Source organism: Bradyrhizobium sp. USDA 241, from assembly GCF_049739505.1.
GTDB classification, from domain to species: domain Bacteria; phylum Pseudomonadota; class Alphaproteobacteria; order Rhizobiales; family Xanthobacteraceae; genus Bradyrhizobium; species Bradyrhizobium liaoningense.
In genome coordinates this window covers 2,055,596-2,079,494 of record NZ_JBMGPZ010000004.1, presented here as the reverse complement: position 1 = coordinate 2,079,494, position 23,899 = coordinate 2,055,596, and the positions used below count along the sequence as shown (strand labels likewise).

The 23,899-nt window shown below is 65.8% G+C and carries 22 protein-coding genes and 1 pseudogene; 4 read left to right on the top strand and 19 right to left on the bottom strand.

Translation table 11 applies throughout. From position 1 onward, the window contains the following. Window position 1: 1 nt before the first annotated feature. The 5 genes from phnK to phnG are packed head-to-tail and all read right to left on the bottom strand — an operon-like array spanning window position 2 to window position 3,878. Window positions 2-814 (bottom strand): phosphonate C-P lyase system protein PhnK, encoded by an 813-nt coding sequence (phnK, locus tag ABIF91_RS19575; RefSeq protein ID WP_424579315.1) that lies wholly within the window; start codon window positions 812-814, stop codon window positions 2-4. Then, window positions 807-1,697: an alpha-D-ribose 1-methylphosphonate 5-phosphate C-P-lyase PhnJ gene (locus tag ABIF91_RS19570; protein ID WP_028176567.1), complete on the bottom strand. Its 891-nt coding sequence runs from the start codon at window positions 1,695-1,697 to the stop codon at window positions 807-809. The genes phnK and ABIF91_RS19570 overlap by 8 nt, the downstream gene beginning before the upstream one ends. Further along, on the bottom strand, window positions 1,694-2,797 hold the full coding sequence (locus ABIF91_RS19565) for a carbon-phosphorus lyase complex subunit PhnI (RefSeq protein ID WP_028176568.1): 1,104 nt from the start codon (window positions 2,795-2,797) through the stop codon (window positions 1,694-1,696). Before ABIF91_RS19565 ends, ABIF91_RS19570 begins: the two co-directional genes overlap by 4 nt. Window positions 2,798-2,800: 3 nt before the next feature. After that, a complete protein-coding gene (gene phnH / locus ABIF91_RS19560; protein WP_028176569.1) occupies window positions 2,801-3,409 on the bottom strand; it encodes a phosphonate C-P lyase system protein PhnH in 609 nt (202 codons plus the stop codon). A 4-nt stretch (window positions 3,410-3,413) separates the two neighbouring features. Continuing rightward, the gene (phnG, locus tag ABIF91_RS19555; RefSeq protein WP_028176570.1) at window positions 3,414-3,878 is read right to left on the bottom strand and encodes a phosphonate C-P lyase system protein PhnG; all 465 of its coding nucleotides are present in this window, start codon (window positions 3,876-3,878) and stop codon (window positions 3,414-3,416) included. Window positions 3,879-3,984: 106 nt separating this feature from the next. Here phnG and phnF point away from each other — a divergent pair, with 106 nt between their 5' ends. Further along, entirely contained in the window at window positions 3,985-4,713 is a 729-nt protein-coding gene (phnF, locus tag ABIF91_RS19550) for a phosphonate metabolism transcriptional regulator PhnF (RefSeq protein WP_028176571.1), read from the top strand. A gap of 164 nt (window positions 4,714-4,877) precedes the next feature. On the opposite strand, the gene phnE (ABIF91_RS19545) is transcribed toward phnF, so the two are convergent. The 4 genes from phnE (ABIF91_RS19545) to phnC all read right to left on the bottom strand — a co-directional run bounded on the left by phnE (ABIF91_RS19545) (window position 4,878) and on the right by phnC (window position 8,492). Further along, the gene (gene phnE, locus ABIF91_RS19545) at window positions 4,878-5,693 is read right to left on the bottom strand and encodes a phosphonate ABC transporter, permease protein PhnE (RefSeq protein ID WP_424579376.1); all 816 of its coding nucleotides are present in this window, start codon (window positions 5,691-5,693) and stop codon (window positions 4,878-4,880) included. 29 nt (window positions 5,694-5,722) lie between these two features. Next, a complete protein-coding gene (gene phnE, locus ABIF91_RS19540; protein WP_028176573.1) occupies window positions 5,723-6,607 on the bottom strand; it encodes a phosphonate ABC transporter, permease protein PhnE in 885 nt (294 codons plus the stop codon). A gap of 72 nt (window positions 6,608-6,679) precedes the next feature. After that, the gene (gene phnD / locus ABIF91_RS19535; RefSeq protein ID WP_028176574.1) at window positions 6,680-7,615 is read right to left on the bottom strand and encodes a phosphonate ABC transporter substrate-binding protein; all 936 of its coding nucleotides are present in this window, start codon (window positions 7,613-7,615) and stop codon (window positions 6,680-6,682) included. Window positions 7,616-7,682: 67 nt separating this feature from the next. Continuing rightward, window positions 7,683-8,492, bottom strand: coding sequence for a phosphonate ABC transporter ATP-binding protein (phnC, locus tag ABIF91_RS19530; protein WP_028176575.1), 810 nt, complete (start codon window positions 8,490-8,492; stop codon window positions 7,683-7,685). Between the two features lie 173 nt (window positions 8,493-8,665). Between phnC and ABIF91_RS19525 the strand changes: the two genes are divergently transcribed. Genes ABIF91_RS19525 through ABIF91_RS19515 form a run of 3 tightly spaced genes read left to right on the top strand, consistent with a single transcriptional unit; the run spans window position 8,666 to window position 11,244 of the window. Next, a complete protein-coding gene (locus ABIF91_RS19525; protein WP_028176576.1) occupies window positions 8,666-9,337 on the top strand; it encodes a chloramphenicol acetyltransferase in 672 nt (223 codons plus the stop codon). Then, complete coding sequence (locus ABIF91_RS19520) at window positions 9,334-10,527, top strand: alpha-D-ribose 1-methylphosphonate 5-triphosphate diphosphatase (RefSeq protein WP_028176577.1); 1,194 nt, start codon at window positions 9,334-9,336, stop codon at window positions 10,525-10,527. Before ABIF91_RS19525 ends, ABIF91_RS19520 begins: the two co-directional genes overlap by 4 nt. A gap of 18 nt (window positions 10,528-10,545) precedes the next feature. Beyond that, window positions 10,546-11,244: a DUF1045 domain-containing protein gene (locus ABIF91_RS19515; RefSeq protein WP_028176578.1), complete on the top strand. Its 699-nt coding sequence runs from the start codon at window positions 10,546-10,548 to the stop codon at window positions 11,242-11,244. 3 nt (window positions 11,245-11,247) lie between these two features. Here ABIF91_RS19515 and ABIF91_RS19510 read toward each other — a convergent pair whose 3' ends face one another. The 10 genes and pseudogenes from ABIF91_RS19510 to serA all read right to left on the bottom strand — a co-directional run bounded on the left by ABIF91_RS19510 (window position 11,248) and on the right by serA (window position 23,819). Continuing rightward, window positions 11,248-11,841 carry a hypothetical protein gene (locus tag ABIF91_RS19510; RefSeq protein WP_085966093.1) on the bottom strand — a complete coding sequence of 198 codons (594 nt, stop codon included), beginning with the start codon at window positions 11,839-11,841 and terminating at the stop codon, window positions 11,248-11,250. A gap of 83 nt (window positions 11,842-11,924) precedes the next feature. Further along, the gene (locus tag ABIF91_RS19505; RefSeq protein WP_035669230.1) at window positions 11,925-13,325 is read right to left on the bottom strand and encodes a selenium-binding protein SBP56-related protein; all 1,401 of its coding nucleotides are present in this window, start codon (window positions 13,323-13,325) and stop codon (window positions 11,925-11,927) included. Between the two features lie 282 nt (window positions 13,326-13,607). Further along, window positions 13,608-14,549: a dihydrodipicolinate synthase family protein gene (locus ABIF91_RS19500; RefSeq protein ID WP_028176581.1), complete on the bottom strand. Its 942-nt coding sequence runs from the start codon at window positions 14,547-14,549 to the stop codon at window positions 13,608-13,610. A 125-nt stretch (window positions 14,550-14,674) separates the two neighbouring features. Beyond that, window positions 14,675-16,756, bottom strand: a complete 2,082-nt coding sequence (locus ABIF91_RS19495; protein ID WP_028176582.1) for a methyl-accepting chemotaxis protein — start codon at window positions 16,754-16,756, stop codon at window positions 14,675-14,677. Window positions 16,757-16,875: 119 nt separating this feature from the next. After that, on the bottom strand, window positions 16,876-17,646 hold the full coding sequence (locus ABIF91_RS19490) for an enoyl-CoA hydratase (RefSeq protein ID WP_028176583.1): 771 nt from the start codon (window positions 17,644-17,646) through the stop codon (window positions 16,876-16,878). Next, window positions 17,643-18,092, bottom strand: a complete 450-nt coding sequence (locus ABIF91_RS19485) for a MarR family winged helix-turn-helix transcriptional regulator (RefSeq protein WP_028176584.1) — start codon at window positions 18,090-18,092, stop codon at window positions 17,643-17,645. The genes ABIF91_RS19490 and ABIF91_RS19485 overlap by 4 nt, the downstream gene beginning before the upstream one ends. A 48-nt stretch (window positions 18,093-18,140) precedes the next feature. Then, window positions 18,141-19,802 carry a tannase/feruloyl esterase family alpha/beta hydrolase gene (locus ABIF91_RS19480; protein WP_028176585.1) on the bottom strand — a complete coding sequence of 554 codons (1,662 nt, stop codon included), beginning with the start codon at window positions 19,800-19,802 and terminating at the stop codon, window positions 18,141-18,143. 92 nt (window positions 19,803-19,894) lie between these two features. Then, a pseudogene (locus ABIF91_RS19475) lies at window positions 19,895-21,347 on the bottom strand (GntP family permease). Between the two features lie 3 nt (window positions 21,348-21,350). Continuing rightward, a complete protein-coding gene (locus tag ABIF91_RS19470) occupies window positions 21,351-22,370 on the bottom strand; it encodes a patatin-like phospholipase family protein (RefSeq protein WP_028176586.1) in 1,020 nt (339 codons plus the stop codon). Window positions 22,371-22,574: 204 nt separating this feature from the next. Beyond that, the gene (serA, locus tag ABIF91_RS19465) at window positions 22,575-23,819 is read right to left on the bottom strand and encodes a phosphoglycerate dehydrogenase (RefSeq protein WP_028176587.1); all 1,245 of its coding nucleotides are present in this window, start codon (window positions 23,817-23,819) and stop codon (window positions 22,575-22,577) included. Window positions 23,820-23,899: the final 80 nt, after the last annotated feature.

The window sequence follows — 23,899 nt, the reverse complement described above, 5'->3', positions numbered from 1 at the left end:
CTCATGGCGGGAGAATCGAGGAGACGAGGAGTTGCGTGTAGGGTTCGCGGGGGTCGTCGAGCACCTGGTCGGTGAGACCGGCCTCGATGACACGGCCGCCCTTCATCACCATCACGCGGTGCGACAGTAGGCGCGCGACCGCGAGATCGTGGGTGACGATGATGACGGCGAGATGCAGCTCGGCGACCAGGCTGCGCACGAGATCGAGCAGGCGCGCCTGCACCGACACGTCGAGGCCGCCGGTCGGCTCGTCCATGAACACCAGCCGCGACTCGGTGACGAGGTTGCGGGCGATCTGAAGACGCTGGCGCATGCCGCCGGAATAGGTGCGGGGGGCATCGTCGATGCGCGCGATGTCGATCTCGACGCGGGCGAGCCAGTCCGACGCGGTTTCGCGGATGCGGCCGTAGTGATTCCAGCCCACGGCCATCAGCCGCTCGCCGACATTGGCACCGGCCGAGACCGCCATGCGCAGGCCCTGCGCGGGATCCTGGTGCACAAAGCCCCAATCGGTGCGGAACAGGAAACGCCGCTCGGCTTCACCGAGCGTCGTGAGATCGCGCGTGACGCCGTCGCGCATCCGGTAGGACACATGGCCGCCGCTCGGTGCGAGCTGGCCTGACAGCATCTGCAGAAGCGTCGACTTGCCCGAGCCCGACTCGCCGACGATCGCCAGCACCTCGCCGGGATAGAGCGCGAAGGAGACGTCGCGGCAGGCGGCGATGCGACCAAAGGACTTGCTCAGGGACTCCGCCACCAGCAGCGGCTGGTCGTTTTCGAGCGTATCGAGATTGGCCAAGCCTTGATCAACCATGTGAGCCCGCCTTTTCCCTGTAGGGCGCAGCGCTGAGACTGCCGTGATGGCCGGCGGCCTGGCGGCCCTCGCAATAATCGGTGTCCGAGCAGACGAACATCCGCCCGCCCTTGTCGTCGGTGACGATCTCATCGAGATAGGAGTCTTCCGCGCCACAGAGCGCGCAGGGCGCATTGAAGCGGTAAGGCTCGAACGGGTGATCCTCGAAATCGAGTGAAACCACCTGCGTATAGGGCGGGATCGCGTAGATGCGCTTCTCGCGGCCGGCGCCGAACAATTGCAGCGCGGGACAATTGTCCATCTTGGGATTGTCGAACTTCGGCGTCGGGGACGGATCCATCACGTATCGCGCGTTCACCTTCACCGGATAGGCGTAGGCGGTCGCGATATGGCCGAAGCGGGCGATGTCCTCGTAGAGCTTCACATGCATCAGGCCGTACTCGGCAAGCGCGTGCATGCGCCGCGTCTCGGTCTCGCGCGGCTCGAGGAAACGCAACGGTTCGGGGATCGGCACCTGATAGACCAGCACCTGGTTTTCATTCAGCGCCGTCTCCGGGATGCGGTGACGGGTCTGGATCACCGTCGCCTCCGCCGTCGCGGTCGTCGTCGCAACGCCCGCGGTCTTGGCGAAAAACTTTCGGATCGAGATCGCGTTGGTGGTGTCGTCGGAGCCCTGGTCGATCACCTTGAGCACGTCCTGGGGACCGAGGATCGCGGCGGTGACCTGCACGCCGCCGGTGCCCCAGCCATAGGGCATCGGCATCTCGCGGCTGGCGAACGGCACCTGGTAGCCGGGAATGGCGATCGCTTTCAGGATCGCGCGGCGGATCATCCGCTTGGTCTGCTCGTCGAGATAGGCGAAATTGTAGGCGGGCGCGTTCATTCCGCGGCTTCCTTCATGGCATCAGGCGCATTGGCATCCGCGAACTCCTGCCGCAGCTTGCGCAACAGGCCGAGCTCGGACTGGAAGTCGACGTAATGCGGCAGCTTCAAGTGCTCGACGAAGCCGGTCGCCTGGACGTTGTCCGAGTGCGACATCACGAACTCCTCGTCTTGCGCAGGGGCGAGCGCCTCTTCACCGAGCTCGCGGGCCCGCAATGCGCGATCGACCAGCGCCATCGACATGGTCTTGCGCTCGCTCTGGCCGAAGGCAAGGCCGTAGCCGCGGGTGAAGCACGGCGCTTCGGTCGCAGACCCCTTGAACTGATTGACCATCTGGCACTCGGTCAGCTCGATCGAACCAAGCGGCACGGCGAAGCCGGCGTCTTCCGCGATGAACTCGACCTCGACCTCGCCGAAGCGGATCTCGCCGGCGAAGGGATGGTTGCGGCCATAGCCGCGTTGGGTGGAATAGCCCATCGCCAGCAGGAAGCCTTCATCGCCGCGCGCCAGATTTTGCAGGCGCAGGTCGCGATCCGCCGGAAAGTTCAGCGGCTCGCGGGTGAGATCGCCGACGCTGGCGCCCTCCTCAGGCTGCGGCGAAGGTTCGATCAGCCCGTCGCGTCCGAGAATGTCGGTCACGCGCGGCGTTGGGGCGGTGGACGCTTCAGCCGTCGCCGGCGCGTCGGGAACGAAGCCTTCGGCGAGCGAGGGGTCGAGCAGGCGATGGGTGTAGTCGAAGGTCGGCCCGAGGATCTGCCCGCCGGGAATGTCCTTGAAGGTCGAGGACACCCGCCGTTGCACCCGCATGGCGCCGGTGTCGACCGGCTCGCTGGCGCCGAAGCGCGGCAGCGTGGCGCGGAAGGCGCGAACCAGGAAGATCGCTTCGATCAGATCGCCGCGCGCCTGCTTGATCGCAAGCGCCGCGAGCTCGCGATCGTAGAGCGAGCCCTCGCTCATGACGCGGTCGACGGCGAGGCCGAGCTGCTCCGATATCTGGTCGAGCGTGACCTCCGGAACGCCCTGGTCACCGCGCCGCTTATGCGCGAGCAGGCGATGGGCGTTCTCGATGGCGCGTTCGCCGCCCTTGACTGCGACATACATGCTTCAGCTTCCTTTGCTCACGACGCGCGTGGTGCGCGGGATCGCAACCACGGCGTCATCGGCGACCAGCACCACGTCGATGCCGCGCGGAAACAGCGCCTCGTTGACCCGCAGGCGCTCGAACAGGTCGAAAGGCTTGATTGACGCCTGCAGCGTCGCGACACCATCGATGCCGGGGCCGCGCAGCTCGAAGCCGCGCCCGGAGGCCAGGCTATCGACCTGAATGATCACCGTGGTCGAACGATCCGGGTATTCGCTCGTCCCGAGCGCAAACCGGTCGAGCGGCGGAAGCGCCGTACCGTCGCTGATCAGCGCGAAGCTCGCGATCGAGCAATCCTGCACCACTGGCGCGCCGGTATGAAATTTCAACCACTTCACCAGGTCGGAGCTCTCCGCCATCCGCGCATCGAGCCAGAGCGGCGTGTCGTGGTCGAACAGCGTGAGCGCGATCGCGGCGGTGCCGCGCATCATCGGCCCCGGCGCTCCGGCCATCGGCACGATGCGCTGAACCGCGCCCGGCCGCGCCATGGCGTCCATGACGGAGCGAAAGGTCGATTGCGCCGACAGCACCTTGTCGGCAAAACCCGGCGGCAGTTCCGCAATCGTGGTCATGATCTCAGCCCTCACCGCGCACCATGGTGTAGAAATCAACCTTCGTCGCGGCGGTCTCGGCCGCCGCCTGCTTGCGCCGAATCATAAGCTGCTCTCGCAAGGGCGCGATGACACCCCGCTCCACCGCGCCGCCGTATTCACGGGACTGGACCAGCGCATCGCACAACGCGATCAGCCGCGCCTTGTCACCGTCACGGCCGAGCGTGTAGCCGAACCCGACCTCGCCGCTCGTAAGCCGCACCGCGGCACGCGACACCGTGGCTTCACCGAGATTGAACGGCGCGCCGTCGCCGCCGACCCGGCCGCGCAGCATGACGAGCCCGTTTTCGGGCACGCGCAGATCCTGATGGGCCGGGAGGGCCAGGTTGCGGAGGCGAGCGGCGATCTCGCCCGCCTCCGCTTGCGCCAGCACCGCCATCGCGGCCTTGCGCTGGGCCTGCTGATTGTTGTGTTGCGTCACCTGGTCCACCGAACTTGCCGCATTGAAGTTGTCTATGATAATAGACAACTTCATACGGACGCGCCATGACTGTTTCGTGACAATGATGTGATTTTTGGAGTAGGCTTCCCGCGACATGAGCATGCAGGACACAGCCTCCTCGGGCGTCGCGCTATGGCGCCTCGTTGCCGACGGCATCGAGCGCGGCATCGCCGATGGCCGCTTTGCGGCCGGCGACAAGCTGCCTGGCGAGATGGAGATCGCCGAAACCTATCGCGTCAACCGCCACACCGTGCGGCGCGCGCTGGCAGCCCTCGCCGAGCGCGGCCTGGTGCGGGCCGAGCGCGGCAGCGGAACCTATGTCGAGGCGCAGAAGCTCGCCTATCCGCTGCGCTCGCGCACGCGCTTTTCCGAGATCGTCGGTGCGGGCGGCCGCGAACCGCATGGGCGGCTGATCGAGGCGACCGACGATGTCGCGACGCGCGAGCTCGCGCGGGAGCTGGGACTGAAGACCGGCGCGCCCTTGATGCGGATCGAGGCGATTCGTCTCGCCGACCGCACGCCGATCTGCGTCTCCACCACCTGGCTGTCGGCGGAGCGGTTTCCGGACGCCGGCGCCGTGTTCGCCGCGACGCGCTCCATGACCAAGCTGCTCGAACATTATGGTGTGCGCGACTACCGCCGCGGCGCGACCCGGATCACCGCCGGCATCGTGGACGCGACCGACGCCTCACGGCTTGATCTGGCGCTGGGGCGGCCGATCCTGGTGGTCGACGCGACCGACCACGATCTCGAGGGCAGGCCGCTGGTGACAAAACACTCGCGCTTCGCTGCGGAGCGGGTGGAGTTTCTGGTGGAGTCGTAGAGGGCTCTCGCTCCGCGAATCCGGATTCTCGTAGGGTGGGCAAAGGCGTACTTGCGCCGTGCCCATCATCTCGCCGCAAATTCGAGGATCGGTGGGCACGCTTCCGCCTTCGCTCTTCGAGCTACGGCGGACAAGCCGCTTTGCCCACCCAACGGCACCTGCGTTCAGGCCACCGCCCGTCGCCCGATGATCGCAAAGCGCAGCTTGCCCGAGATGAAATCGATCGCGGCCACCGCAACCAGGATCATCAGGATCAGGAACGAGACCTTCTGCCATTCCAGCACGCGGATCTGCTCAGCGAGCTGGAGGCCGATGCCGCCGGCGCCGACGATGCCGATGATGGTGGCCGAGCGGGTGTTCGATTCGATGAAGTAGAGCACCTGGCCGGCGATGACGGGCAGGACCTGCGGCAACAGGCCGAAGCGGATCTCGTGCAGCGCGCTGCCGCCGGAGGCGCGGATGCCCTCGACCTGCTTCTGGTCGGCGCCCTCGAACGCCTCCGAGAACAATTTTCCGAAGGCGCCGAAATCCGACACCGCGATGGCGAGCACGCCGGCGAACGGGCCGAGCCCGACCACGTTGATCCACACCAGCGCCCAGATCAGCGTATCGACGCCGCGGATCGAATCCAGGAACCGGCGGACGGGAAAGCGCAGAATGCTCGACGGCACGATGTTGCGGGCCGCCAGCAGGCTCACCGGCAAGGCAAACAGCGCTCCCAGCGTGGTGCCGAGCAACGCGATCGACAGCGTCTCGCCGAGCGCCTTCAGATAAATGGGCAGCGACGAGCCGGGATCGGGCGGGATCATCATCAGGCTGATCCAGCCGAGCTGGCTGAGGCCGGCGAAGAAGCGCGACGGTGAGAAGTCGAGATCGACGAGGCCGTAAGTGAGGATCGCGAACGCCGCGACGATCATGGCGGGCGTCGCGAGCCGCGCCGAGGCCGGCCGATCGAACACCTCGGGATAGCGCGCACGCATCTGCGCGGCATCGACCTCCTGCGGCTTCGTCACGTCCGCGCCTCCTTGCCGAACAGGTGGCCGCGCAGCCAGCCGGTGGCGATGTCGATGATGAAGACCGTGACGACGATAGTGAGCAGGATCGCGCTGACGTCGGAGTAGTAGAATTTGCGGATGGCGACGACGAGCTCCTGGCCGATGCCACCGGCGCCGACGAAGCCCATCACGGAGGCCTCGCGGACGTTGATCTCGAAACGCAGCAGCGCGTAGCTGGCATAGCCCGCGGTCACCTGCGGCACCACGGCAAAGCGCATGCAGGACAGCCAGCTCGCGCCGGTCGAGCGAATGCCCTCGACCGGCTTCATGTCGGCGTTCTCGACGATCTCCGAGAACAGCTTTCCGAGCGCGCCGGTGGAGTGGATCGCGATCGCCAGCACGCCCGCCATCGGACCGAGCCCGAAAGCGATGACGAAGACCAGTGCGAACACGATCCCGGGCACCGTGCGGGCGAATTCGAGCAGCCGCCGCACGACGAAGCGCAGCCAGGGCGCAGGCGAGGTATTTTCAGCCGCGAAGAAGTTCAGGCAGAAGGCGAGAGTCGCGCCGATCAGCGAGCCGACATAGGAGATCAGCAGCGTCTCGCCCAGCATCTTCAGCCATTTGCGCCAGCCCCAGAACCACTCGCCGACATCGGTCCAGACCCGCTGGCCGTTGTCGAGCGTGAGGATGCGGTCGAAATAGCTGAGGAAGTTGCCGAAATAGGTGAACAGCGTGCGTAAATTCACTTCCGCGCCGATTGCGGCGAGAACGAGCGCGGCGGCGAAGATGACGGCACCCAGCAACAGGCGGAGCCGCCTGCGCGCAACCGCCTGGCGATAGGCGGCATTGAGCACGGCGAGCTGTTGCTCGGGGAGGATCGAAACCGCTGTCGTCATCTGTCGAAACAGGTCCGGTCAAAGAAAGAGCCGGGTCCTCGGGACCCGGCTCAGGTGCATCGTCCCAAAAACTCAGGACGCCTTCTTTTTACGCAGCGCATCGACGAACTTGATCAGCTCGATCGTGCCATCCCAGTCCTTGGTGGTGGCGGGATGAAAACCCTTCTTCTGGCCGTCGGAGAGACGGTCGAAGGCGGCCTTGTCCTTGGCCGGCGCGTCGAAGAACGCTTTCGCAATGGCGGCCTTGGCGTCTTCCGGCAGGTCGGAATTGTAGGCATAGGGGCCGTTGATGATCGGCGCCGATTTATGGACGATACGGAAATCGTCCTTCTTCATCGCCGAGCCGTCGGGGTTCTTCAGCATGCCCTTGGTCAGCATCTGCGCCAGCGTGGAATCATTATCGCTGGTCCACTGGTTGGCCGCGACGTCGACCGTGCCCTGCGCCAGCGCCAGCATCGCGTTCTCGTGGCTGCCGGTGAAGACGACCTTGCTGAAATAGGTGTCGGCATCGTGGATGCCCAACTTGTCGAGCTCGAAGCGCGGCACGTTGTTGCCGGAGGTCGAATTCGGGTCGACGAGGCCGAGGTTCTTGCCCTTGAGGTCGTCGATCTTCTTGTAGGCGCTGCTCGCCTTGACGAAGAACACCGAGTAGTAGCCGGTCGAGCCGTCGGCGTTGATGTCGTTGGCGAAGGCGTCGGTCTTGACGCCGGTCAGGCGGGCGCGGGCGAACGAGGCCGAGCCGTAGCTCGCGATGTGGATATTGCCGGCGCGCTGCCCTTCGATCACAGCGGCGTAGTCGTTGGCGATGCGCAGCGTGACCTTCACGCCGAGCTGCTTCGAGAGGTATTCCACGAACGGGGTCCAGCGCTCGGTGACGCCCGAGGCGTTCTCGGCCGGCACGACCGCGAAGGTCAGCTCGGGGTATTTGGTCTTCCAGTCGCTGGCCGAGGCGGAGGCCGTGAACGCGAGCGCGGCGGCGCCGGCAAGGACTAATCTGCGAGTGATCATGATACCCTCTTCATCGGTTGGGGTCGGTTGACGCAAGAAACTTGCAACTCAAAGGATGCGCCGCGGCTCAGGCCGCAGCGGCCGTTCCAAGCGCCGGGACGCCGGCGGACGCCGGCACAGGCATGCCGCCCATGGCCTCGTTGGCCTCGAGATCGTAGAGCTCGCGCGCGACCTGGTCGGTCAGCGCGGACGGCGCGCCGTCGAACACCACGCGGCCAGCGGCCATGCCGATCAGGCGGTCGCAATAGCTGCGGGCGAGATCGAGCGAATGCAGGTTGCAGAGCACGGTGATGCCGAAATGCTTGTTGATGCGCAGCAGCGCATCCATCACGATCTTGGTGTTGCGCGGGTCGAGCGAGGCGATCGGCTCGTCGGCCAGAATAATATCGGGCTGCTGCACCAATGCGCGGGCGATCGCCACGCGCTGCTGCTGGCCGCCCGAGAGCTGATCGGCGCGCTGGGCGGCGAGCGAGGCGATGTCGAACTGTTCCAGTGCGGACATCGCCAGCGCCTTGTCCTGCTCGGGCCAGGCCTGCAGCAGCGAGCGCCAGGCCGGCATCGTCGCGAGGCGTCCCATCAGCACATTGGTGAGCACGTCGAGCCGGCCGACCAGGTTGAACTGCTGGAAAATCATGGCCGAACGGGCACGCCACTGCCGCAGCTCCTTGCCGCGCAACGCGGTGACGTCGAGGCCGTCGAACAGGATGCGTCCCTGCGACGGCGTCGCAAGGCGGTTGATCGTCCGCAACAATGTCGACTTGCCGGCGCCGGATCGCCCGATTACACCGACGAAGCCACCGGGGGAGACCTCAAACGAAGCATCGTCCACCGCGGCTTTTGCGCCGAAGCGACACGTCAGACCATCGACCACCAGCATGCAGGGCTCCAGAGTAGCTGGAGCCAATCGCTAACGTCCATGCTTAACACTTGTGTGACACGGCCGTTGCAGCGCAGCGATCCTGCACACGTCATCCCCTGTCATCGCCACGTCATGACATTGTCATGAATCCGCTCGAAGAGGAACGCCCGCCCTCGCAGCTCGGATGCAACATGGCCACCAAAGCTCTTTCGGTTCAGCCGACCATCGACCCCTCGGCCAAACTGCATGAGACCCGGCTCGGCGCCTATACCGAGGTTGGCGCGCGCACGATCCTGCATGAAGTGGCGATGGGCGATTACTCCTACGTCGTCAACGATTCGCAGATCACCTACACCACTATCGGAAAGTTCTGCTCGATCGCGGCGATGACGCGCATCAATCCCGGCAACCATCCGATGCACCGCGCGACACAGGCGCACTTCACTTACCGCTCCAGCGCCTATTTCGAGGGTGAGAGCGACGATGCCGAGTTCTTCGACTGGCGGCGCCAGCATCACATCCATATCGGCCACGACGTCTGGATCGGCCATGGCGCGATCGTGTTGCCGGGTCGCAACATCGGCACCGGCGCGGTGATCGCGGCCGGCGCCATCGTCACCAAGGACGTGCCGGCCTACACCATCGTCGCCGGCAATCCGGCCCGTATCGTGCGACGGCGGTTCTCGGAGGAGATCGCCGGGCGCCTTGCGAAGCTCGCCTGGTGGGACTGGGATCACGACAAATTGCGCGCGGCGCTGCCCGATTTCCGCAAGCTCGGCATTGAAGATTTTCTTTCGACATACGAAGCACGGGCGAGCTCTCTCACCAATCCTCCGGCCAGCAAACGAAGCGCGATCGCGTGACAGACATATTCCTCGAAGGCGGCCGGACCCTGATCGGCGCCGAGTTCGTCGAAACCTCACTCCTCGTGTCAGGAACGGATATTGCGCGGGTCGATGCTTCGCGCGGCCGTGCGCGGCTGGCGATCGATGCTCGCGACCTGCTGGTGCTGCCCGGCATCGTCGATCTGCACGGCGATGCCTTCGAGCGACAGATGATGCCGCGCGCCGGCGTCGATTTTCCAATCGACGTCGCGCTCGCCGACAGCGACCGCCAGGCGATCGGCAACGGCATCACCACCGTCTTTCACGCCACGACCTGCTCCTGGGAGCCGGGCCTGCGCAGCGCCGACAACGCGCGCGGCCTGATGGAGGCGATCGAGCGGCAGCGCCCGCAATTCGCCGCCGACACCCGCTTCCATCTGCGCCACGAGACCTACAATCTCGATGCCGAACCCGAGATCGCCCAGTGGCTCGCCGAGGGCCGCGTCGACCTGTTCGCCTTCAACGACCACATGGACGGCACCGTCGCCGACATGGCCAAGCCGCGCAAGCGCAACCGCATGGTGGAGCGCACCGGACTTTCGAGCGAGGAATTCGACCGGCTGGTCGAGCGCGTGGTTTCGCGCGCCGACGAGGTACCCGCTTCGGTGTCGCGCCTCGCCGCCTCTGCCCGCGCGGCCGGCGTGCGGATGCTCTCGCACGATGACGCAACGCCGGCGATGCGCCGGGAGTTTCGTGAACTCGGCGCTGACATCGCGGAGTTTCCGATCAACGAGGAGACGGCGCGGGCGGCGGCGAGCCACGGCGATGCCATCGTCTACGGCGCGCCGAACGTCGTGCGCGGCGGCAGTCACACCGGCTGGACCAGGGCCTCCGACATGATCGCCAAGGGGCTCTGCTCGGTGCTGGCGTCGGACTATTATTATCCCGCACAGCTGCTCGCCGCGTTCCGCCTCGCTGCCGATGGCGTGGTGCCGCTGGCACAGGCCTGGGATCTGGTCTCCGCCGGCCCGGCGCGCGCGACCGGCCTTGCCGATCGCGGCATGCTCGCGGAAGGACGCCGCGCCGACATTCTCCTCATCGACGACAGCGTGAAGCTGCGGCCGCGGCTGATCGCGGTGATCTCAGGCGGCAAGCTCGTCCATCTCACCGATGCGACAAGGCTGCTCACTGCCGTAGCGGCGCCGCGCGAGGCTGTCGTCGCGGCTTAAATTGGCTATGCTGAGTCGATGACAGGTTTCCCCCGCTACGCGATCTATTTTGCCGCCGGCGCCGACGGCTCCCTCTCCCGCTTCGGCGCCGAGCTGCTCGGCTATGACGCCCGCACGGGCGACGAGGTGCCGTTCCCGCGCGAGGCGCTGCAGATTGCTCCGGACTGGCGCGACATCACCACCGATCCCCGCAAATACGGCTTTCACGCCACGTTGAAGGCGCCGATGGCGCTGGTATCAGGCAGGACCGAGGCCGAGCTCATGGCGGCCTGCGCGACGTTCGCCGGCCAATCGCGGACAATTCCAGTGATCCGTCCCGTCGTCGATACCATCAGCGGCTTCATTGCCGTCATTCCGGCCGAGCCGGTCGACGCTCTCCAGCAGCTTGCCGCTGATTGCGTCCGTGAATTCGACTCCTTCCGCGCGGCCCTCACCGCGGAAGATCGTGCGCGGCGCAGGCCCGAAAAACTCACCGAGCGGCAGCGCGACTATCTCGACCGCTGGGGCTACCCTTACGTGATGGAGGAGTTCCGCTTCCACATGACGCTCACCGGCCGGCTGGATGCAGAGCGCCGCGGGCCGATTCTGGAGATGTTGCGGGGAAGGTTTGCCTCGCTTCGTCTCGGCGCGCTGGCGATCGACCGCCTCGCACTGTTCAAGCAGGACGAGACCAAGGCGCGCTTTGGCATCATCGGCGAATGGGCTTTGGCACGATAGACCTCAGTGCCAGCTCGCAAGATTGAAGGCGAGCGCCACGGCGCCGACCAGAACAAGGCTGGTCGCCCAGACTGCATCCAGATTGAACCAGCTTCGCGAGACGAACCTCAATCCCAGATAGCGGTAGACCAGCCAAGCCAGACATCCGCCGGCGCTGACCATGGCGGCAACGTGCACCAGGGACACCAGCACCGCCATCCCGACATTTGCCTTCATCAACTCGCCCGCCGCCTGATGGCCGGCATCGAGCTCGAAGGCCTGGCATAGCCCGAGATAGATCGGCACGAGCATCAAGGCGGCGCCGTGCGCAATGGCCACGGCAAATGACCACAGCGCCAATTGCGTCGGCGGAATTCGTGCCAGCGCGCGCGGATGACGCCGGTCGACCAGCCGATAGACGCCGAAGCCGATGACGAGAAGGCTCGCGACCAGCTGGATCGGACGCTGCCACTCCGCCAGCACGAGCAGGAACGCGAATGGCAGCAGCACGAGAAGCGTAGCAAGGAGATGGCCGGCCGACAGGGCCCACAGAGCCCGGAAAAGCGCGCGCGGGCTCTTGTCCATGAGCCCGGCCGAAACGGCGAGCGGCCATCCCATCCCCGGATTGACGCCGTGGTAGAGGCCGCTCGCAATAAGCGCGAGCCACAGCCAGCCGAGTGCCGGGCTCGCGTGCCCCCAATCTAGACCGACGGGTAGCAAAAGGAGTCCGTCGAACAGTCGCCGCCCTCGAGCCTGATCTGGTGCGCACGATATCCGTCGGGGAAGCTCACGAAATAGTCCTTGTCGAGCTCGAGGCCGCCGTTGCGACCGACATTGGCCATGACCTCAACGCCCGGAACCCCATCGGGATAGAACTGGTCATCCCAGGTGGAATAGAGCGAATTGGTCCAGTAAACGCGCCTGCCGTCTCGGCTGATCTCGACCATCTGCGGACCCGCCGCAAATGCCTTGCCGTTCGGATGAGGCGTGCGGCGCGCGATGCCGCCGATGTGGACCGAACCCGCGTGCTTCGGCTTGCGCGGATCACTGACGTCGTACTGGCGCATTTCACCCGTGCCCCAGCACGAGACATAGAGAAACCGGTCATCCATCGACAGGTCGATGTCGGTCACCAGCGGCGGCACGGCGCCGAAGCCTTGGAGCAGCGGCGGGAGCTTCTCCTTTGGCGCTGGCTCGGGTGGGATCGTCGCCGTCTTCTCCGCGTGGAATTTCCCGCCTTCTCGCCACCATGTCCAGATCGATGCTTCGAGATTCGTGGTGTCGACCACGACGCCTACGAAGCCGTACTCGCGAACCGGATCGTGCGCCGGTCGTACCTCCAGCGCCATTTGATGATTGGCGCCGAGATCGATGGTCTGGACGTTGCGACGTGCGCGAAGATCCCAGAAGTGGAGACGATGTCCATATTTGTTCGCAAGCAGATCTTCCGGGACGATCCCGTTCTCGAACTGTGGCGGCAATGCCCATTCGCTCGTCACCATGTAGTCGCGCGGCAGATTCCACCAGAAATCATAGTGCAGCGTCTGTGGACCGCGGTCGATCTCCCATCGTCCGAGGACCTCGAAGGTCTCGCAATCCATGATGAAGACGCCGGGAGGGCCGTCGGTACCGTCCTTGCCGCCGCCGCCCAGCGTGCTCACGTAAATGCCGTCCGGCCCGCAATGGATCGTGTGTGGCCGCGAATAGCCGGTCTTCTTGAAGACTTCCTCTGGCTCGATGATCTTGTGGATCTTGGCTTTGGTCGGATCGGGCTTGGTATCGATAATGTAGATGCGCGACGAGCGCAGCCCGGGAATGATGAGATAGCGCCGCTCGACGAAGGCATGTCCGGCGAGCGGCGACAAGGCGGAGGAGCAGGCATTCCAGCCGAAGTGATGAAACTCATCGCCCTTGTTGGGCATCGTCACGGTGTGGACGATCTGGCTATAGGTCGGCGATCCCGGCTTGACGTCGATGACCGCGAGAGCATCCGGCTTCGAGAAGTCCGGACTGAGCAGCAACGTGTAGGCAAAGTTCTCCGCAGGTGCTTCCATCGCAAGCTTGGGCGACGCGTGAAAGGTGGGATCCGGCCTCATCGTCATGGCACTGCCTCCCTGTTCTGTCGGTTTGCGCCAACCTGCCTCGGGATAACGGCATCGTGAAGAGGTATTGCGCGATGTCTTGGGATTCTCCGCAGGGCCGGTTGGCGAGCGTACAATATGCCATCGCCGGGCTGCGCGAAACTGGCGGAATCGCGTTAATTCGACGCCCTACAGCCGAAATGGGCAGACCCAGTCATTGCGAGCGAAGCAAAGCAATCCAGACTGTCTCCGCGGACACATTCGTGAATTGCTTTGCTTCGCTCGCAATGACGATGGAGAGACTTACCTCCCCCACCGCAGCGCCAGGGCGTCGCGCTCCTTTGCGAGCTCCAGCAATCCCGCGCGCGTCGCCGGATGCAGCGGCTGCAGCGGATGCCGCACGGCTTCCGACTTGATCACGCCGCCGGCCTGCATCATGACCTTGCAGGCGATCAGGCCGCATTGGCGGTTCTCGTAATTGATCAGCGGCAGCCAGCGCTCATAGGCGGCCTTCGCTTCCTCGCGCTTGCCGGCGAAATACGGATCGATGATCTGGCGGATGCCGTCGGCATAGCCGCCGCCGGTCATGGCGCCGGTGGCGCCGGCGTCGAGATCGGCCAGCAGCGTGATCGCCTCCTCCCCGTCCCAGGGGCCTTCGATATCGCTGCCGCCCGCCTCGATCAGGCTGCGCAGCTTTGCAGCCGCGCCTGCTACCTCGATCTTGAAATAGCGGATATTGGCGAATTCGCGCGCCAGCCGCGCCAGCAGCTCGACCGAGAGCGGCGTGCCGGCCACAGGCGCGTCCTGGATCATGATAGGGATGTCGATCGCGCCCGAGAGCACCTTGAAGAATTCGACGATGCCCTTCTCGGGGACCCGGAAGGTCGCGCCGTGATAGGGCGGCATCACCATCACCATAGCGGCGCCGGCCGCCTCGGCCTGCTTGCTGCGCGCCGCGCACACGGCCGAGCTGAAATGCGTGGTGGTCACGATCACGGGAACCCGGCCAGCCACATGTTCCAGCACCGCATGCATCACGGCCTCGCGCTCGGCGTCGGTGAGCACGAACTGCTCGGAGAAATTGGCGAGGATGCAGATGCCGTGCGAGCCGGCATCGATCATGAAATCGATGCAGCGGCGCTGGCCCTCGAGATCGAGCTCGCCGCGCTCGTCGAAGATGGTGGGCGCGACCGGGAACACACCGCGATAGGGGCGCTGGGCCTTTTGTTGTGGCGCGACCGGCATCGAACTCTCCATCCCTGATATGTCTTACGTCTGTCTCAGCACTCGCGGAGCGAGGCGCCACAGATGTACCCGCCAGGCGGACCGACGGCAATGCCCGCGCGACATCGGATGGTGAGAGAACGAAACTACGCGGTCTTCACGGCTCCCAAGAAGCCCTCGACCGCGACGCGCAGGCGATCGGCGTCGGCCGACATCTTCTTGACGGACTCCGACAGCACCGTGCCGGCGTTGCCGGTCTCCTGGTTGAGCCTCGCGACGCTGCCGATAGTGTCGGTCACCTCGCGGGTGCCTTGGGCAGCCTGCTGGAAGTTGCGCGAGATCTCCGTGGTCGCCGCGCGCTGCTGCTCGACCGCGGCCGCGATCGCCGTCATCTTCTCGTCGATGCCGCTGATGGCGCCGCCGATCGAGCGGATCGCGGCGACGGCCTGGCCTGTGGCGCCCTGGATCTCCTCGACCTGGCGCGAGATCTCTTCCGTCGCTGTCGCCGTCTGGGACGCGAGGCTCTTGACCTCGCCCGCGACGACGGCAAAGCCGCGGCCGGCCTCGCCCGCGCGCGCGGCTTCAATGGTGGCGTTCAGCGCCAGGAGGTTGGTCTGGGCGGCGATCGCGTTGATCATCTTTACGACTTCGCCGATGCGGCTCGCGGTCTGGTCGAGGATTTCGACCGTCGCGTTGGTCTGCTCGGCCTGCGCCACGGCCTCGCGGGCCTCGCGGGCGCTCGACTGCACCTGCGCGGAAATCTCGCCGACGGACGCGGAGAGCTCCTCGGTCGCGGCCGCGATGGTCTCGAGATTGTTGGTGGCCTGCTCGGCGGCGGACGAAACCGCGGCGGTCTGGCTGCTGGAGTCCGCGACCAGCGAGCGCACGCCGGTCGCGGTGGCGTCGAGCTCCCGCGTCGAGGCCACGACGCTCTGGATGACCGCCTGCACCGTGTCGTCGAAGCTGCGGCAGGCGGCATCGACAGAGCCCGACCGGGCGAGCTGGAGCGCCTGTTGCGATTCGCGTTCCCGGCCCAGCCGTTCCGCGGTCGCTGCGCTCTCGCGCAGGCTCTCGAGCGCGGCAGCCATGGTGCCGAACTCGTCGGGGTGGCGGGATTGCGGAACCGGCGTCGCATAATCGCGCGCGCTGATGCGCGCAATGGCATCGAGGATGGCGCGCACCGGGCGCATGAGGCGATGACGCACCACGAATACGCCGGCCAGGGTCACAGCCAGCGCGAGCAGGAATGCGAACGACTGCACGATGAGATTGGTCAGGGCTTTCGATTGAACCGTCTCCGCGCGCGCGATCGAAAGGTCGAGCGCCTTGTTGGCGACCGCGACGATGGACGCGAAGGGCGACTGGCACAACGCATTCCATTCCGAGGCGGGCATCGCGGGACGGCCGCTGCCGTCGAAGTTCCTGGTCAGTTCGCCGATCTGCTTGAGAACCCCGTCAGTCTTGGCACGGGCCTCCCTGGCCGTGTTGACGAGATCCGCCGTCACATCAGGCGCAGCCAGCAGTTCCTCCATACCGGCCCAGCCGGCAGTGATGGTGCCATTCCATCCGGCCACGGTCTGCTTCTGGGTCTCGTCGAGCGGTTTTGAGCCGTTGACGTTCGGACGCAGGGTCGAGCACTGGATGCCATAGCGATCGCGCACCTGCCAGGCGAGGCGGCGGCCCTGGATCATGCGGGCAATGAAGGGATCGTTCATCCAGGCACGGTTGGACACCGCGGTGGACGCGAGGTTCGCGGTCTCGATCACCTTGGTGACGGAATCGTACCAGGATGCGGTGCGCTCGACCTTGCGTTCCGCGCGGGGCAACCTGGCTTCGTCGTAGAACAGCTGGAACTTCGGCGCGGCCTCGCTCCAGCGCTGCTTCAGCGTGCCGGCGAGTTCGTCGCGCCGCGCGAATTCGACGGTCGAGAGCGCAGCGGCGATGGCATCGAAGCCGGCCTGCTCGGCCTTCTCGGCGGCGCCCAGCTTGGCGCGCGGATCGTCCTCACCGAGCAGCGCGCTCTGGGCATCGCCGCGATTGTTGCGCAAAGCCAGCACGCCTTGGAAAATCGCCTTGTCGGCATTCGCGAGCCGCTCGGTCTCCAGGCTGTCGCTGTAGCGGCTGAAGGCCCCGCCCATCTGAATGGCCGTGCTGGTCAGCGCACCGGCGGCCAGCAGGGTCATCAGGACCAGGAGGAGCGTGCTTACCGATTTCTTAAAAATTGACATGGAGCAAAAGACCTACTCGTCACGAGCGGTCATCTTGCACGGGGACATGCCAAAGTTTCGTTAAGGTTTATTTCAAATGATATGGACCTCGGAAGCTGCCACTCTGTCGGGAGATCGCCTCACGCCACCTTCGTGAAATCCGGCGGGCGGCGCTCGGCGAACGCCGTGAACGCCTCGCGTGCTTCGGCGGTGCGCAGGCGCTGCGCGAACTGCTCGCCTTCGGCCTGCATCTGCGCGACCAGCGCCTCGCCGTTGCGCATCAGCTTCTTGGTGGCCGTGAGCGCGCCGAGCGGCTGACGGGCGAGACGCTGCGCGAGGGCGAGCGCCTCGGCATCGAGCTTGTCGAGCGGCACCACACGGTTGGCAAGGCCCCATTCCAGCGCCGACCTGGCGGGCACGGTCTCGCCGAGCGCGAACATCTCATAGGCGCGCGCATAGCCGATGCGCGCCGGCATCAGCAGGCTGGAGGCGGCCTCCGGCACCAGCGCGAGGCTGACGAAGGGGGTCGACAATTGCGCGTTGTCGGCGAGCACGACGAGATCGCAATGCAGCAGCATCGTAGTGCCGACGCCGACGGCACGGCCCTGCACGGCTGCGACCAGCGGCCGGGTGCAGCGCGCCAGCGACTGGATGAAGCGCACGACGTTGCGGCTGCCTTCGGATTTGCCTGCCGCGACCGCGGCGAATTCGCCGACATCGTTGCCGGCGGTGAACATGTCGCCCTCGCCGCGAATCAGGATCACGCGAGCGGACGGATCGAACTCGGCGGATTCGATTGTGTCCGCCAGCTTGCCGTACATCGCATCGGTCAGCGCGTTCTTCTTGTCGGGACGCGCCAATGTCAGGGTGAGAATTCCGCCGTTGCTCTCGATTCGGACGTGCTCGGTCATTCGTCTGCTCCTCTTGGAAACTTGTTCTGAATGCTCGTCAGCCAGCGTGCGACGATGTCGATCTCCGCAGCCGTGAATCCTTCCGTCAGCGCCGCGTTGACCTCGGCCGCCGAGGTCTTCGCCTGCGCCAGCGCGCTGCGCCCCTTGGGCGTCAGCCAGATGCGCCAGGCGCGGCCATCCTCGCGATCGGCGCGGCGCTCGATCAGACCTGCGGCTGCGGTGCGGTCGACCAGGCCGGAAATGCCGGCCGGCCCCAGGTCGAGCGCCGCGCCCGCCTCGCCGATCAGGACGCCGTCCTGCCTGCCGAGGATGAACAGCAGCCCAGCCTGCGCCGGCGTCACCGTGTTCTGCGGCTGCGCCGCCATCCAGCGCTGCAGGCGCCGGTGCGCGACGCTCAGCAGGTAGATCAGCCGATGATGCTTCGCTGCGGCCTCATTATTTCGCATGCGAAGTATATGGCCGGGCAGGAGGCGATTGTCAAACGAGCCGTTTCGTCACGGCGCACAGGTGAAGCTCGACGCCTCCGTCACCGCACCCGCCTTGTAGTGCGGCCAGGCCGGCCAGCGGCACAGCGGCAGCGCGCGCAGCGTCGCGAACGACGGTGCCTCGACCTTCTGCTCGCTGACTTCGAGATCGCCGGGCGCCTTGCCCTTCTCGACCCAGTCGACCAGCACGCTCAGCATGTCGACATTGGCCGGCGCGCCGGAGCCGACATGGTCGACACCGGGCGCGGTGTAGAGCCGCGCGAATTCCGCCGTCTCGGCCTTGCCCATCTTGCGTTCGACGCTCTCGAAATAGCGGATGCCGGCATAGGGGCTCTGCGCATAGTCGGCCATGTGCTCGAGCATGATCAGACGGCCGCCGCGCATCCGGAAGCGGCTGAGGTCGGGATCGGTCGAATCCATCAGCTTCGAGACCTCGAGCAGCCGCGCCTTGTGGTGCTCCACGTTGTAGGTGGTGACATCGAGCTTCGGATCGCGCGCGAAGACATATTGAATGCCGCCGGCTCCGTAGATCCAGGCGATGCCGTTGTTGGGCGCAGGCGGCTGCGCCGGCGGCGCGGTGCCGAGCCACCACGCGACCCAGCCGCCGGTCGGCCCGATCGCCGGCGTGTCCTCGCCCGAGACGCCCCAGCCCGGATAGTCGTCGAGGCCATTGGCGAGCGCGAACGGGAACTTGTAGGTCGCATGCAGCGCGTTGATCGCCTTGATCTGGGGATCGGTGAGGCACTGATCACCGCTCTGGCCCGCCGCGCAGCGCAGCGTCTCGACCTTGAATGCCGCCTTGCAGGCGACCGGATCCTGCACCAGCGCATCGTCGGAGCCGTCGGCCTTGTCGCAGGCCGCCCGCACGGCATCGCCGACCAGCTTCACCTGCGCCGGATTGATCCAGCCCTCTCCCATGGTCACCAGGCCCGAGCGCGTTCCGGCATGCTGCAAGCCGACCCAGTTGATCACCGGCACCCGCGCGAAGATCCCGTCGAAATCATCGGGGTAGCGCTGCGCCATGGTCAGGCCTTCGCGGCCGCCTTCGGACGAGCCCATGAAGTACATCTTGTCCGGCTTCTTGCCGTAGGCGCGCTGCATCAGGGTCACGGCCGCGTCGCGCACCTTCTTGTAGGCGCGATGGGCGAAGTTCTCGAAGGCCTCGTCGTTCAGCGCAAACAACTGCGGCGGCTCGCCCGGCCTGGATTCGTGGCCGGAGTCCGTGCCGTAGGTGACGAAGCCGCGCGCGAGCGGCGACGGCTTGTCGAAGGGATAGGCCGGCGGCAGCGCAAGGCCGGTGATCAGCGCGCCATTGAAACCGCCGCCGCCATATTGCAGCGAGCGGCCGTTCCATTCGACGGGAAGGTTGACCTGGAATTTGATCGGCGGCGCTTGGCGATCGACAGGATCGATATGACCGAGCACCTTGCAGAAGGCAGGATTGGCGGGCGTGATGCGCCCTGACGGCGTCGGGCCGCGCTCGGCAACAGCGAGAGTCGATGGCGACTGAAACGTCGCGGCATCGATCTTCACGGCATCGGTGCCGCCGATCAGCCCCTTGCAGACCGTCTCGGCATCCTCCGCCAGCGTCACCGCCAACGCACCACTCGCGCTCATTGCGGCCGCAGTGCCCACGAGCCATGCACACAGCTTCGCTCTGTTTCGCTTCATCGTTTCCACCCGGCTTGTTCTGTTGCGTTCGGAAGTTGGCCGCATTCAATGCAACCTTCGCCCTTACGTCAATCGCTTACGCCGGCTTTCCGTCAGAACGAGCCCAGCGCAGTGCCCAGGGCGATCACCGCCACCAGCGCCAGGAGCGAGGTCACGATGCCCACCATGACGATGTCGAAATAGCTGTCACGATGTGTCAGGCCGCAGATCGCGAGCAGGCTGACCACTGCGCCGTTGTGCGGCAGGATGTCGAGGGTACCCGCACCGATCACCGCCACGCGATGCATCAACGCAAGGTCGATGCCGGTCCGCGCGGCAAGCTCGACGTAGGTCGGGCCGAGGGCGTCGAGGGCGATGGTCAGGCCGCCCGATGCCGACCCTGTCAGTGCGGCCAGGATGTTGGTTGCGACGGCGAGCGAGACCAGCGGTCCCCCTTCGATCGCCAGCACCCAGTCGCGCACGATCGTGAACGCCGGCAGCGAGGCCACGACGGCGCCGAAGCCGACGAGGCTGGCGACGCTGAACGCAGGCAGGACCGACGCATTGGCCCCGGCGTCCATGGTCCGGCGCAGCGCCGGCAGGCGCGCCCAGTTCAGCGCGATGGTCGTGACGATGGCGGCAGCCAGCGCCGCCGCGACCGACCACACGCCTGCAACGGCTGCAAGCGTCGTGTCACCAAAGCGTTGCTCAGCGAGATAGCTGACATCGAGCCGCGGCAGCACCACGAGCGACATCACCAGATTGACGGTCACGACGACGACGAGCGGCGCCATGGCGTTCAGCACGGGCGATGGCCGCTCGCTGCGATGACCGTACTGAAGCTCCGCCGGATCGAACTCGCGGGCAGTCGTCGCGCGCTCGCGCACGAGCTCGTCGGCAGCGGCCTGCTCGATCGCGCCCTCGGCATCGTCGCCATAGCCTTCTCCAGCGCGGCGCCGCAGCTTCAGCGCGATGCAGCCACCACAATCCGGTGCCGAGCATGATGAGCGAGGCGACGATGCCGAGGCCCGGCGCGGCAAACGGCGTCGTGCCGAAGAACGGCATCGGGATCGCATTCTGTATCGACGGCGTGCCAGGCAGGGCCGACATGGTGAACGTCGACGTTCCCAGCACGATCGCGGCCGGGATCAGACGACGCGGAATCGAAGCGGCACGAAACAGCGAGCGTGCCATGGGAACGATGACGAAGAACGCAACGAACAGGCTGACACCGCCATAGGTGACCAGCGCGCCGGCGAGCACGACCGCCAGGATCACGCGCCGTTCGCCGAGGCGCTCCGCCATGAAGCCGGCGACCGACGTCACCGCGCCACTGTCATCCATCAACTTGCCGAAGACGGCGCCAAGCAGAAAGATCAGGAAGAACTGCGCCAGAAATCCCGCCGCGTTCACCATGAACACCTGGGTCAGGTTCGCGAGCAGCGGCTCACCGCCGAACAACGCGGCAATGAGTGCGGCGAACGGCGCGAGCAACAGGACGCTCCAGCCGCGGAAGGCGAACAGGACGAGCAGGCCGAGCCCGACGAGGAGGCCGAGGAGACCCATGCCTCAGCACTCCGACAGGAGGACGTCGAGATCGGCGGTCGAACGACGGCCGATATCCGCGCCGTGCTCGCCGAGGAAGACGTCCGCGGCCGTGCGTCCCTCGGCGCGCAGCATCGAGACGAACTCCCACTCCGCGTTGAGCTTCGAGGAAGCCCCGAACTTCGCCAGCATGTCGCTCTTGATCCGGTGTGTGCGCATCTTCGCCCAGCGCGCGCCCTCGCCGCTGCCCGGATCGGCCGCCTGGCGCAGCAGCGCGATCATGCGCAGCTCCTTCATCAGCGGCGAGTTGAATGAGATTTCGTTGAGCCGGTTGAGGATTTCCGCAGCCGTCCGCGGATCCTCCAGCCGCTCGGTCGGATTGATCTGGACGAGAATGGTGTCATGCGCGTCGCTCTCGCGCACCAGCGGCGTGATCGTCGGGTTGCCGGCGAAGCCGCCGTCCCAATAGGGCTCGCCGTCGATCTCGATTGCGCGGAACATGGTCGGCAGGCAGGCCGATGCCAGCAGCACATCCGCCGTGATCTCCGCGTTGCGGAAGATACGGCCGCGCCCGGTGCGCACCCGAGTCGCGGTGATGAACAGCTGGATCGGCGAGCGCACGAGGCGTTCGAAATCGATACTCTCGGCCAGCACCGCGCGCAGCGGATTGTAGCCGGTCGGATTGAGGTCGTAGGGCGACAACACACGCGACATCAAATCGGTGAGGATGTAGAAGGGCGACGTATCGAGGGTCCAGCGCCCCATCAAGCGATCGAGCGGAGAGCGTTGTAGCGGGCTGTAGGCCGCGGCCTTCGAGACACGGCGCCAGTATTGGTCGAGCGCCTCTCGCGCGCCCTCGGCGCCGCCGGCTGCCCAGCCGTCCGTCAGAACCGCCGCATTCATCGCGCCTGCGGAGGTTCCGGAGATTGCGGCGATCTCCAGCCATTTCTCTTCCAGAAGACGGTCGAGCACGCCCCAGGAGAAGGCGCCGTGCGAACCGCCGCCCTGAAGCGCGAGATCAATCAGTACGGCGTCCCGTTCCATGGCGGACACTCACGCAACTGAAGCTCAAATTCGACGCGATTCTTGACCGGGCCGAATTCGACGACAGTGTGGGTGCAGTTGCGACAAGTTGCAACCGGAACGTGGGGTGGTCTGGAGCTATTTCCGTTCTGATGCGATCGGAACGGAAACGGCTCTAGATTCTGGCTGACGCGTTTTCTTTATATCCACCTCGCTTGAAACGCTTTAGTGCTCGAACACCAGCCGCGCGCCGATGGTGCCGTCGAGGGCGCGGATCTGCTGGAGCAGCTCGCCGGAGTCCTGGCCGCCGAGATCGGCGTCGAGCACGACATAGCCGAGGTCGCCGGCGGTCTCCAGATATTGCGCGGCGATGTTGATGTCGCGCTGGAGGAAGACCTCGTTCAGCCGCCGCAGCATGCCCGGCACGTTGCGATGGACATGGCTGAAGCGCGCGCCGGAGGGACGAAGATGCAATTGCACTTCCGGGAAGTTCACCGCACCCATGGTCGAGCCGGTGATGAAATAGTCGACCAGCTTGCGCGCCACCTCGCCGCCGATGCGCTCCTGCGCCTCTTCGGTCGAGCCGCCGATATGCGGGGTGAGGATGACGTTCTCGAGGCCCTGAATGGGACTCTTGAAGCGATCGGAATTCGAGGACGGTTCGACCGGAAACACGTCGACGGCCGCGCCGGCAAGGTGACCATCACGCAGGGCGCCGGCAAGCGCGTCAAGATCGACCACGGTGCCGCGGCTGTTGTTGATCAGGAACGAGCCCGGCTTCATCGCCCGCAGCTCCTTCTCGCCGATCATGCCGGCCGTTTCCGGTGTCTCCGGCACGTGCAGGCTGACGACGTCGCTCTGCGCCAGAAGCTCGTCCAGCTTCTCGACCGGCTCGGTGTTGCCGTGACGAAGCTTGTCGGTGCGATCGAAATAGATCACGCGCATGCCCATGGCTTCGGCCAGCGTCGAGAGCTGCGAGCCGATATTGCCGTAGCCGACGATGCCCAGCGTGCGGCCGCGCACCTCGCGGCTGCCGGTCGCCGACTTGTCCCAGCCCCCCGCATGGGCCGACACCGAGCGCGGAAAGATCCGCCGCAGCAGCATCACGATCTCGCCGATCACGAGCTCGGCGACGCTGCGCGTGTTGGAGAACGGCGCGTTGAACACGGGAATGCCGCGCTTGCGCGCCGCCGCAAGATCGACCTGGTTGGTGCCGACGCTGAAGCAGCCGACCGCGAGCAGCTGGTCCGATGCCGTGAGCACCTCATCGGTGATCTGGGTGCGCGAGCGGATACCGAGCAGCGATACGCCCTTGATCGCCCGCCGCAGATCCTCGCCGTCCAGCGCCTTGGTCAGCCGCTCGACATTGGTGAAACCCGCGCTCCTGAACAGGTCCACGGCACTGTCATTGACGCCTTCGAGTAGCAGCGCCTTGGCGCTTCGCTCAGGGCTTTGGCCTGGGGCTGGCATGGAATCTCCGTAAGTCACAGCATTGCCGCAGCTCATAGACCGTGGGCGATGCGCAGCACAATAGGGCTTGCATACGGGGA